The organism is Allotamlana fucoidanivorans (genome assembly GCF_045788535.1).
GTDB lineage: Bacteria > Bacteroidota > Bacteroidia > Flavobacteriales > Flavobacteriaceae > Allotamlana > Allotamlana fucoidanivorans.
Genome location: NZ_CP074074.1, coordinates 522,910 through 534,719, shown reverse-complemented (window position 1 = coordinate 534,719; position 11,810 = coordinate 522,910). Strand labels below are relative to the sequence as shown.

Genomic DNA, 11,810 nt, shown 5'->3' with positions numbered 1-11,810 from the left:
AAATTATGGGCTCGTGCAACGGCTACAATGGCTATAAGTAATTGCTGGTTCTCGCCTACTTCTGAAAATCCTCGCGGATTTTCAGTTTGGTGTGTACTTGCAAAGTTAGGTGCTAAAACACGCAACTACTCATAGCCGAGACCGTTGTAACCAATTTGAGAAAACCGAATGAACCAGCTTTATAATATTATAGTCAAACAATTAATCATTGGTTACATTGGTGCATTTCTTTTACTGATTTATTACAAAATTAAGGGACGTAAAATAACATATGAACAAATTCTTGATGAAATTGACCCTAAAAGCGGAATTAAGAAATATTACTACAAAGCGTTTTATTTAGGTGTCGGTTTTTTGATTTTAATAGTTCTTGCTATATCAACACTGGCTGGAGTAAACCCCAAATTATATGACCCTAACGAATAAGTTCCAAATTGACAGAACTATACAAACAAAAAAATCGGAATCGGAATTATCGGAATCATTAAAAAAATTTGATTGCAAAAAAATGGTATTTGTAAACCAAAAAATCTTGATTTCTGGAAAGGTGTTTTATGACTTTATTTGCGACTTAAACATTCCAGAGGTTAAATTAACAGTTAAACCTAAGAGAACTCTTCTGATTGCTGTACTGATTTTTTTAACATTGTGGACAATCGGATTTATATATCAAAATGGAATTTTAATCGGACTTCCATTAACAACTGCGTTCATTGTTTTTGGTGCATATGTTCACAAAAGAATGATGGAACTGAATCTTGATGAAATAATAGAATTAATAGAAAAAGAATAAAACTGGTTACAACAAAGTATAAAAATAATGCTAAATTTAATACTTAATCAAAGGCTAGTGCGTATTTGGTCACTCTGATTTTCCTACGGAAAATCCTCGGACACAAAACCGCACTATTCTTATACCAACCGTTGGCAATAATTATGAAGAAACTGAATAACCTACTATTAACCTTTTTGCTTTTTTCGAATTTCGTATTTGCTCAAAAATTTTATCTGAATTTAAAAGGAGCTGATAGTATAACAGAAAAAGAGCTAATAATTGAATATAAAGATGATTATAAACAAGTCAAAAAAGTTAAAAGTTTCGAAATCAAAAAAATAAAGCTCGAGCATCTTAAAAACTCTAAATTAAGATATATAAAACTGAAAATAAATTCAGACACATTATTTCTAAAAAGCGAGAATGTCTTGCAAAATATTGGAGTGAATATTAGTTCAGGGTTTGACGAAGTGATTAATGACACTCTAAATGTTTTTTTGGACACTTACCCATATAAACACAAAGGAAGTCCTTTTGTGGTTAATCGTTTTTCAATAGACAAATTACCTGACCATACTAGAATTATGATTATCCAAATAGACAACGATGCTTTTGTAGTAAAATGGCCTATTTTCAAACTTGACAAACATTCGGAGTATTTTGCGGACTTGATTAAAGATGATTTTTGCAACTGTATGGCTGACAAAACATTTGACAGAACAAATTTCAAAGAAGTTTTTGATTCTTGCCTTAATGAGCCAATGACTAAGACAATTCCTCTTATGGAAACAACTTTAAAAAACTATATTTATAAAAATAACAACGATATAAATTATGCGGATAGAGTTAATCAATTAATTAATGAAGTTTTATTAAAAGTGAATCTACATTACAATAAAAATTGTTTTAAAAAATAACTATTGCCAACATTGGTAGCCGTTGCACGAGCCCATAATTTTATAAAAACTTGAATTACAAACGCCTATTTTCAGGGCGTTTGTTGTTTTTGGTAGTTATTCACCATCTAAAATCAAGATGCTTTCTGGGGCTAATAACAAGGCCTATTATGCCTTTATACATGCAAAAATGAGTTTGCAGACTTGCCGCCCCGCTTTTACTGTGTTTTTCTATGAATTTCAAGTACTTTTTAAGGTTGTAGGCTATGGCCGAGAGCTGCATACACTTATTAGCTTGCTTAATGCCAATGGTATTGACTTTCCTAAGTCCCATAAACTGGGTTAAGGTTCCAAATACGGGCTCTACTGTGCTTTGTCGCTTGGCTTTCATATAGCGCCCCTGTGGACTATTTACACGCCCAATGTTTCGCTCATACTCCGCGCGGTAATACGTTACGGTGAATTTCTTTTCCTGGGCACTCTTACCTAAACACTCACGGCGGATTGGACAATCGATACACACTTTCTTTGAGGCGCGGTATTCTTTCTTCTTGGTGTGGTTCTTTGTTTCATAAAACACCTTTTTAAAAGGAATGATCTTACCTTGTGAGCAAACATAATAATCTTGGGTTTCATTATAGGTAAACCCGTCTGGGCAGCCTTTATAAGTCCCGTGTGCCGGAATAAAACTCTTTAAATTCCTCCCTTCCAGAAAGGCGTAATTCTCTCCACTGCTATACCCGGTATCGGCCACACAGTTTTCCCAGACTAATCCTGATCGGCGTAAGCGACGTTGTACGCGAACCACGATGTCTGCTAATTGTTGATTATCTTTTCCATCGGCATGATAAGCCTTAATATCACTAATCACATGATGAGCTGTATCTACCGTAAGCTGACTTTGGTAATTCAGCTTTCTGGATTTACCCGGTTTAACACTAATGCGGGCATCGGGGTCTGTTGGGCTGTAGTGGGTTTTGTTACTGGTATATCTGCTGCCTTTATTGCCCGCTCCGGGACGCTGGTCCTGTTCCTTTGCCCATTTACTGTTTCTGCTTTTTATGGCTTGTAACTCCTTAGCACTGGCCGATAAAGTTTGCTGATCAATATCCGCTTTGTTGCCTTTAGCCTGATGTAGCGGTTGGTCTTTATCACGTTTACTGATATGGCGGATTTTTCGCAGGTGGCTGTCCAAATCTGCTTCTGGGACCTTGAGTTCCAAACTGTCCATAGAAGCATTGGCCTTGACAGGGGCACTGTCGATGGCCTGAGTATGCCCACTGACCATTCCGGCCGATACACAAAGCTCAAAAACTCTGCCAAATACCGCTTCAAATACAGACTCCGGAAACAATCCTCGAGTACGACTGATGGTAGAATGCCATGGTAATTCTTCATCAATATCATAACCTAGAAAATAAAGAATATCCAAACGCATACTGCAATGCTCGATGAGCTTGCGGTCGCTGGTGATGTTTTCCAGATACCCCACCAGACAAAGTTTAAAAAACACCACAGGATCTATGCTCTTTTGACCACTGCTACCATAATATCCTTTGGTTTCTTGATACAGAAACTCTAATTGTAAAACACCCTTTAATCGGCGATAGAAATTGTGCTCTGGTACACGAACACTTAACTGAAAATTGTTGAATAATTTCTCCTGATACTCTTTTTTGCCTTGCATTATTAAACATAAGAATTATAATACAATTTATGAAATTTTATCTTATATTTATCACGTTGTGCAACAGGCACATTGTATAAAAATAATGCTTAAGTTTAATCCTAAATCAAAAGGTTAGTGCGTATTTGGTCACTCTGATTTTCCTGCGGAAAATCCTCGGACACAAAACCGCACTATTCTTATACGTAACCGTTGGCAAACATTTTGACGCAACCTTATAAATGGAATCTCATCTACAAATAAATAGAATTATGAAAAATAAATTGATTCTGATTTTATCAATATTGACATTCATTGCTTGCGATACAGCGTCTGTCGATTTAGACGATGAAAACTATGTATTTGACGGACGAGGAGGCGTGAAATGTGAGGTTAACGGTAACCTATTAAAACCATCTGTAGTAACAAGTCCAGGTGCTAGATCCGTTTGGTTCAGTATGGCTGACTATGATGATTTAAATCGTATGTACCTTTCGTTTAGGAATAGAGGTCAGTCACCAGATTTCATTGACCAATTTGTAACAATAGAAATTACTGGAATAAGCACAACAACTTCAATGGTTGGTAATATTTATAATCTTAGTGAAGAACCAAATCAAGGAGAATATAGTATTGATACCGCCAGCTCAGTTTACAAAACAAACGAAATTTATTTTGGAACTTTGGAAATTCTATATCACGACATTGACAACTATATTTTGGGTGGTCGTTTCGAGTTTGACGCAGTAAACGAAGATGGAGAAGTTATTGAAATAAGAGAAGGGGAATTTGACCTAAAATATTTATAAAAAACGATTTGCCAACAATGGCTATAAGTAATTGCTTGTTCTCGCCTACTTCTGAAAATCCTCGCGGATTTTCAGTTTGGTGTGTACTTGCTAAGTTAATCGCTAATCCACGCAACTACTCATAGCCGAGACCGTTGTGCGTAAGCTTGACCCGTCCTGAATAAAGGCTACATAATTTCAAACATTATGTACAAAAATGACAAAGTAATCAGACGGTATTCAGAACCTTTTAAACTGAAAATTTTAGACGAACTTACAACAGGAAAACTAAACAAATATCAACTAGGGAAAGCCTACGGTATTGCACCAACTACCATTAATGAATGGATAAGAAAGTACAACCGTAAAGACCTTATGAACACTAGAATAACTGTGAAAACCAAAGACGAAATAACACGCATTAAAGAACTTCAAAAAGAGATTGAACAACTAAAAAAATTGTTGTTAAAGAAAGATCTAGATGCAATGATTCAAGATTCATACCTGGAAGTTGCTGCCGAAGATCTTGGCTATAAATCTGTTGCAGAACTAAAAAAAAGCTAAATATAGAGCGCTAAGTAAAACCAAAGACAAAGCTAAAGGATTTGCGTCTTTAACCACTATTTGTATGGCTTTCGGGCTTAAACGTGATGCGTACTACAAGTATAAATATAGAGCTGACAAACGTTTAAAACTTGAACAACAGATCATTCAAATTGTGAACCAAAAGCGCAGGTCCTTGCCTAGAGAAGGCGTACGTAAACTCAAAATATCTTTAAAAAATGAGTTTGATAAAGCAAACCTTAAAGTAGGCAGAGACACGCTTTTCAACATTCTTAGAAAACACAATATGCTTATAACCAGAAAGAAACCCAGCTACAGAACTACCAATTCTTTTCATAGGTTTTACAAACATAAAAACATCATAAAAGATGTACTTGTTAATAGACCTAATCAGGTTTGGGTATCGGATATTACATACATCAGAACTGTAAAAGGATTTTGCTACTTGGCCCTTATAACTGACATGTATTCTAGAAAAATCATAGGTTACGACCTTAGTGATAGCCTTGAACTTAGCGGTTGTACCAGAGCTCTTAAAAAAGCATTATATCAAGCTAAAAACACAGAAAACCTAATACATCACTCGGATAGAGGCATACAATATTGTAGCAATATATACACACAAATTTTAAAGAGAAACAACATCAAAATTAGTATGACAGAAGAAAATCATTGCTACGAAAACGCTATTGCTGAACGTGTAAACGGCATCCTAAAAGACGAGTTTTATCTTGACCAGACCTTTGATAGCGTACAACACGCCAAAAGAGCAACAAAAAGTGCAATCAATCTATACAACGAAATTAGATTACATGTATCTTTAGACTATAAAACACCAAATATGGTATATTTAAAAACAGCGTAAATCAATTTTTAACCTGTAGCCATATTTCAGGACTAGACATTTAAAGAAACTCTGAGGAATAATGAAATGGGAAGACAAATATCGAATTAATAGCTCTAATCTAGGTGGTGGTCAAGGAGACTGTTTCATTGTTATAGAAATCGAAACAGGTAAACAATATTTCTTAAAAAAACTTAAAAAAAATTCTACCGAAAGACGTCTACGCTTCTTTAGAGAAACTACACTTTTCAAATCTCTGAATATATCAGGTATCCCCAAAATCATTGATACTAATGTTAACAATTTCGAAACCAATGAAGAACTATTTTATTGTGCTGAATTTATTAAAGGGAAAAGCCTAGATAAAATAGCAAAACCCGTTGAATTCAAAAGAGCTGTTAACATTTTTAAACAGCTATTAAACATATTAACTGAAATTCATGATAAAGAAATTGTTCACAGAGATATTAAACCAGAAAATATCTTAATTGATGATATAGGAAAACTTTTCTTAGTTGATTTTGGAATTTCAGTAAATCTAAATGACGAACAAAATATAACCTCTATTGGACAAGAACTAGGTAATAGATTTATAAGGCTACCAGAATTCTCAGCAGGAAGCACAAGTAAGCGAGATTCAAGAAGTGATTTGACACTAGCTTGCGGAATAGCATTATATTTATTTTCAGGAAAATATCCAAGGGTTTTATTAAATGAAAATGGACAATTTGCCCATCAAACAGATGAAGCTATTAAAACAATTTCTAAAATTAAAATGCCTTTCATTTGGAATACTATTTTCGATAAGGCTTTCCAGATAGACATGGCCAAAAGATGGTCTTCTGCTAAGGAAATTATAGATTTATTGAATCAAATGGAAAATATTGAAAATACAGACAAGAATCAAATTGAAGAGCAATTAAAACTTCATGCAAAGAAAATTCAAAGCAACAATTTAGATGATTTAAAAAATAATTTAATTACAATAAATGAAAATATTAAAAGAGAAGTTCAAACAATTTTAAGTTCCAAAGCTAAAGGTTTTAGAACAGAAAATATGGGATGGGTTTACAATCTTGGTGACATTGAAAATAAAAATCAAATTCGTGCTTATCCAATAGGAAAAAAGGAACATGTTATTATAAACATCCGAACAGCATTTTTAGGTGAACAAGTCATTGGATTTACTGAAATTAATAATAATGAAATTGAAGTCTGTAGAATTCGAATAGGTGATAAAATTGAAAAAACGGAAATGGAACAATTAAAAAATAAGCTTAGTTTAAATTTACTTCCTGAATTAGGAAAACTGTTATAAAAACGGCTTACAACAAAGTATATAAAAAATTGCTAGATTTGGCTAAACCAATGTTAGTTGCTCGTTTGCTGGCTTCTGATTTTCCTTCGGAAAATCCTCGCACACAAACACGCAACTTTCCATATACATAAACGTTGTACCCAATTTAACCCGAACGCAAACTGAATGTATAGTGTCGAAGAAATAAGAGAAAACTACAAAGGATTTTCCGATTCAAAAATTGAGAATATTGCAAAAAAAGAATCGAAAGGATTAAGAAAAGATGTTCTCGGGATTTTAAAAGAGGAAATTGAGAAACGGAATCTTGACAAGAATCTAATTAGTTGGGTAGAAACTGAAACCAAAACTTACGACGGAATTGAACGCAATTCTCTAATAAAGAAAATCCAAAGTCTGAATTGCCCAAAATGCGCTGAAAAAAAAGATAGACTTTATGGATTTGAAATTAATCAAGTCGTTTCTGTCTTACTTTTTGCGAACGACACACGGAATGAAAAAATATTGTGTTTAAGTTGTGGAAAAAAGGCAAAGTTAAAAGCAATTTTAATTACTTTTTTTGCTGGTTGGTGGTCAAGACGTGGAATTCTTTTAACACCTTGGATTGTGACAAAAGACTCTTTTAACTTTTTATTTATTAATAAAATAAGTGACAAAATAATTAATCGACTGATTGACGAAAACACAGGGCATTTTCGGAGAAAGGGAACTGAAAACGCAACTTTAAATCGACTAATTAAAAGAAGAAACGAAAAGGAAATTTTAGAAGATGAAGGATATGATTTTACCTAATAAAAAACTGGGTACAACAAAGCATAAAAACAATGCTTATTTTAGTGCTTAAACAAAGTGTAGTGCGCTTTTGTAGCTTCTGATTTTCCTACGGAAAATCCTCATACACAAAATCGCACTATTTTTATACGTAACCGTTGTAAAACATTTACCCAAACCAACAAAATGAGCAAATACAAATTAAACTTTTTGACAATTTTACTTCTGATTCCAATGTTTGCGATTGGACAAATTCCGAAAGGACATTTCTTAGACGCAGATGATTCGGCTGAAAAAGGATATAAATTAAAACCTTTCAAACAGAAAAAAGAAGGAATTTATCATTATGCAATTCTGACGGAATTGCCATTTGAAAATGATTGTGAAAGTGGAATTTCGGAAAAAGAACAAATTGCTTGTGCTGAAAAAAATCTAAATGGATTGATAAACGAAAAACTGAATTCTGAAACGGAATTTAATGGCAACGTTTATGTTTATCTGACTGTAACTGAAAAAGCGGAAATAATTGACATAAAAGTTAAATCATATCCACAATCAGATGAAATTGATAAATTAATAAAGCAAGCAACGGAACAAATAAAAGTTCGACCAGGAAAATATAAAAAGAAAGTAGTTAAATCTCGATTATGGACGAAATTAGAATTTAATTCTAATGAAAATGATAAAGGAAAATTCATTGGAAAGTGGATTGGAGAAGATGAAAAAGATATAGGATACTTGAACTTTGATTCGGAAGGTTATGCATACTTCGAAATACAAGGACAAATAATGGGCGGAAAAGAGTTTGTCCAAAATGGAAAAAAAGGAAGTATGACCTATGAAATAAATAGCGAAACAAAACCTATACAAGTAGATTTAATAGTAACGATGTTTAGAGTAAAAAACAAAAGAAACTACTCTGTATCTCGAATTTTATTGATGATGACACAATGGAATTTGCTATCGGCTTTGAAGGAATACGTCCGACCGAATTTGATTCTGAAGACTCAATAATTTTGAAACGTGATAAATAAAAACGTTTTACAACACCGTGTATAATTCATTGCTAGTTATAGCCTACTTACGAAAGTCCTCGCGGACTTTCTATCTGTGATTTAATTGCTAACTTTAGTGCTTAAACACGCAACGAAATCATACACAAAACCGTTGTGCAACATACCGAAAATGAACAAACTGCTAACAATTTCACTTCTGATTTTTCTATTTCTGTCTTGTAAAAACGACAAGAAATCTGAATTGGAATTTTATGCAGAAAATCAAACTTCATTTTTCGATTTGAGAAATGGAGATTGGACAAGAAACTCTTGGATTAGAAAACCCGAAAACTTAAAAATGCTTCACGAATCGTTTAAAAAGTTTGGATATGGAAAACTTGAGAATCTGATTTCAAAAAGCGAAAGTCATTTCCTTATCGAAGGAATTTATATAAAGCGGAATTTTGAGAATCTAATTGCCAGTTTGCAATTGACTTACAACAATCCCGAAATACAAACCAAGTATTACACTGAATTTTGGAACCGCAGAAAAGCGGAGAATAACGACTCAATCGTTTATCAAATAATCCGAGAATTTAACTCTATGAAATCGGACAAAAAACGACTTAATTACCAAAATAAGTTTGTAAATGACACTTTGGTTGATTTATTAAAAATTGAGTTTGATAACGACAATCTGAATTCGGAAAAAGCAAAAGCGGACTTTTATAAATTAAAAAAATACGGACTTCATCAATCGGCATACAACCTACTCTATGAAAGAGCAGAATATTCCGAATTGGATTTAAACCGAGAAAAATTAAAACAAGAATTAACTAAAACAACGGAATACAAAAACGCTTGGTTAATAGATACGGAAAAATAAGTACGTTGCACAACACCGGCTATAGTTCATTGCGGCGGAATTTCATAACTAAAATTCCTGCGTATTTGCTAACTTTGGTTTACGGCGGAATAGTTCTGCCGAACCATTCCGCAACGAAACCATAGCCAAAACCGTTAGGCAAAATTATGAAAAACGGAATTTCAATATTAATTTTATTTGTCATATTCAGTTGTAAAACTGATAACAAAACAGGTGAAAAAAATATTGAATATCAAAAAATAGAAAAAACTAAAACTGACTCAATTAATACATTTAGAAATCAAATAAGAATTGATAGCACGTTAAAACCATTAGGAAAGGTTGTTGAGTTAGAATTATCAAATGAAATTAAAAGCGAAAGTGTTTTTGCCCTTTGTTCTTGTCAAAAAGACAAAAAAAATAACATAATTAAAATTCAATTAAGGTCAGGAATACCGACAAAAAAAGAATTGGATTCTACTGGAATTACTGATAAATCTGGCGGTAGACTTAACCACTTAATGGATTTAGGTTACTTGAAACGAATTGACGGACAATTTCAATTCTTGACTCTGATTTTAAAAGATAGTGTCATAAAAAATCTTGAATTATATTCAAAATCTACAGAATTGGAATATAACGGTAGTGATTTTAAATCAATGGACATTGATAAATATAAAATTGCAATTTCAACTTTTGACTATTCTATTGCTTCAAATGTTTATGGTAATTTTGAATTGAGATTATCACAAGATTTCGGTTATTTTGAAAATGACACAATTTTAAAAGGACATTTTGAATGTAATAATTGGGAAATAAGTAGCAAAGAGGAAATAAAGGAATGGGATATTCATAAATCGTTCAAGAATAGAAATAACGATAGAGGATTTGAAATAAAATAACTTTGCCTAACACCGTGTAAAAATAATTGCTTGGTTCTAGTCTACTTGGAAAATCCTGCGGATTTTCCTCTGGTTCGTTCCATTTTTAGTAAGTTAGTTGCCTAATCACGCAACTATCCTTACACAAACCGTTAGCTGTAATTTTGACCCGTCCTGAATAAAGGCTACATAATTTCAAACATTATGTACAAAAATGACAAAGTAATCAGACGGTATTCAGAACCTTTTAAACTGAAAATTTTAGACGAACTTACAACAGGAAAACTAAACAAATATCAACTAGGGAAAGCCTACGGTATTGCACCAACTACCATTAATGAATGGATAAGAAAGTACAACCGTAAAGACCTTATGAACACTAGAATAACTGTGAAAACCAAAGACGAAATAACACGCATTAAAGAACTTCAAAAAGAGATTGAACAACTAAAAAAATTGTTGTTAAAGAAAGATCTAGATGCAATGATTCAAGATTCATACCTGGAAGTTGCTGCCGAAGATCTTGGCTATAAATCTGTTGCAGAACTAAAAAAAAAGCTAAATATAGAGCGCTAAGTAAAACCAAAGACAAAGCTAAAGGATTTGCGTCTTTAACCACTATTTGTATGGCTTTCGGGCTTAAACGTGATGCGTACTACAAGTATAAATATAGAGCTGACAAACGTTTAAAACTTGAACAACAGATCATTCAAATTGTGAACCAAAAGCGCAGGTCCTTGCCTAGAGAAGGCGTACGTAAACTCAAAATATCTTTAAAAAATGAGTTTGATAAAGCAAACCTTAAAGTAGGCAGAGACACGCTTTTCAACATTCTTAGAAAACACAATATGCTTATAACCAGAAAGAAACCCAGCTACAGAACTACCAATTCTTTTCATAGGTTTTACAAACATAAAAACATCATAAAAGATGTACTTGTTAATAGACCTAATCAGGTTTGGGTATCGGATATTACATACATCAGAACTGTAAAAGGATTTTGCTACTTGGCCCTTATAACTGACATGTATTCTAGAAAAATCATAGGTTACGACCTTAGTGATAGCCTTGAACTTAGCGGTTGTACCAGAGCTCTTAAAAAAGCATTATATCAAGCTAAAAACACAGAAAACCTAATACATCACTCGGATAGAGGCATACAATATTGTAGCAATATATACACACAAATTTTAAAGAGAAACAACATCAAAATTAGTATGACAGAAGAAAATCATTGCTACGAAAACGCTATTGCTGAACGTGTAAACGGCATCCTAAAAGACGAGTTTTATCTTGACCAGACCTTTGATAGCATACAACACGCCAAAAGAGCAACAAAAAGTGCAATCAATCTATACAACCAAATTAGATTACATGTATCTTTAGACTATAAAACACCAAATATGGTATATTTAAAAACAGCGTAAATCAATTTTTAACCTGTAGCCAT

The 11,810-nt window shown here is 33.1% G+C and carries 14 protein-coding genes; 13 read left to right on the top strand and 1 reads right to left on the bottom strand.

All coding sequences use genetic code 11. From position 1 onward, the window contains the following. Positions 1 to 168 precede the first annotated feature (168 nt). The 3 genes from KFZ70_RS02485 (at position 169) to KFZ70_RS02475 (ending at position 1,692) form a co-directional block, all read left to right on the top strand. A complete protein-coding gene (locus tag KFZ70_RS02485; protein WP_139698906.1) occupies positions 169 to 426 on the top strand; it encodes a hypothetical protein in 258 nt (85 codons plus the stop codon). Next, the gene (locus KFZ70_RS02480; RefSeq protein ID WP_139698905.1) at positions 410 to 793 is read left to right on the top strand and encodes a hypothetical protein; all 384 of its coding nucleotides are present in this window, start codon (positions 410 to 412) and stop codon (positions 791 to 793) included. The genes KFZ70_RS02485 and KFZ70_RS02480 overlap by 17 nt, the downstream gene beginning before the upstream one ends. 143 nt (positions 794 to 936) lie before the next feature. Continuing rightward, complete coding sequence (locus tag KFZ70_RS02475) at positions 937 to 1,692, top strand: hypothetical protein (protein WP_139698904.1); 756 nt, start codon at positions 937 to 939, stop codon at positions 1,690 to 1,692. 100 nt (positions 1,693 to 1,792) lie between these two features. Here KFZ70_RS02475 and KFZ70_RS02470 read toward each other — a convergent pair whose 3' ends face one another. Next, entirely contained in the window at positions 1,793 to 3,358 is a 1,566-nt protein-coding gene (locus KFZ70_RS02470) for an IS1182 family transposase (protein WP_407515697.1), read from the bottom strand. Positions 3,359 to 3,642: 284 nt separating this feature from the next. Here KFZ70_RS02470 and KFZ70_RS02465 point away from each other — a divergent pair, with 284 nt between their 5' ends. The 10 genes from KFZ70_RS02465 to KFZ70_RS02420 all read left to right on the top strand — a co-directional run bounded on the left by KFZ70_RS02465 (position 3,643) and on the right by KFZ70_RS02420 (position 11,787). Next, the gene (locus KFZ70_RS02465) at positions 3,643 to 4,146 is read left to right on the top strand and encodes a hypothetical protein (RefSeq protein WP_139698912.1); all 504 of its coding nucleotides are present in this window, start codon (positions 3,643 to 3,645) and stop codon (positions 4,144 to 4,146) included. A 186-nt stretch (positions 4,147 to 4,332) separates the two neighbouring features. Beyond that, positions 4,333 to 4,689, top strand: coding sequence for a transposase (locus tag KFZ70_RS02460; protein WP_407515881.1), 357 nt, complete (start codon positions 4,333 to 4,335; stop codon positions 4,687 to 4,689). A 64-nt stretch (positions 4,690 to 4,753) separates the two neighbouring features. Beyond that, on the top strand, positions 4,754 to 5,554 hold the full coding sequence (locus KFZ70_RS02455) for an IS3 family transposase (RefSeq protein ID WP_407515876.1): 801 nt from the start codon (positions 4,754 to 4,756) through the stop codon (positions 5,552 to 5,554). Between the two features lie 61 nt (positions 5,555 to 5,615). Further along, positions 5,616 to 6,851, top strand: a complete 1,236-nt coding sequence (locus tag KFZ70_RS02450; protein WP_139698874.1) for a protein kinase domain-containing protein — start codon at positions 5,616 to 5,618, stop codon at positions 6,849 to 6,851. 165 nt (positions 6,852 to 7,016) lie between these two features. Next, a complete protein-coding gene (locus tag KFZ70_RS02445; protein ID WP_139698873.1) occupies positions 7,017 to 7,640 on the top strand; it encodes a hypothetical protein in 624 nt (207 codons plus the stop codon). A 165-nt stretch (positions 7,641 to 7,805) separates the two neighbouring features. Continuing rightward, positions 7,806 to 8,633: a hypothetical protein gene (locus KFZ70_RS02440; protein WP_199240709.1), complete on the top strand. Its 828-nt coding sequence runs from the start codon at positions 7,806 to 7,808 to the stop codon at positions 8,631 to 8,633. Between the two features lie 171 nt (positions 8,634 to 8,804). After that, entirely contained in the window at positions 8,805 to 9,500 is a 696-nt protein-coding gene (locus KFZ70_RS02435; RefSeq protein WP_139698872.1) for a hypothetical protein, read from the top strand. A 146-nt stretch (positions 9,501 to 9,646) separates the two neighbouring features. Beyond that, a complete protein-coding gene (locus tag KFZ70_RS02430) occupies positions 9,647 to 10,381 on the top strand; it encodes a hypothetical protein (RefSeq protein ID WP_139698871.1) in 735 nt (244 codons plus the stop codon). 183 nt (positions 10,382 to 10,564) lie between these two features. Next, the gene (locus KFZ70_RS02425; RefSeq protein WP_099570149.1) at positions 10,565 to 10,936 is read left to right on the top strand and encodes a transposase; all 372 of its coding nucleotides are present in this window, start codon (positions 10,565 to 10,567) and stop codon (positions 10,934 to 10,936) included. 50 nt (positions 10,937 to 10,986) lie between these two features. After that, positions 10,987 to 11,787, top strand: a complete 801-nt coding sequence (locus KFZ70_RS02420) for an IS3 family transposase (RefSeq protein WP_407515701.1) — start codon at positions 10,987 to 10,989, stop codon at positions 11,785 to 11,787. Positions 11,788 to 11,810: the final 23 nt, after the last annotated feature.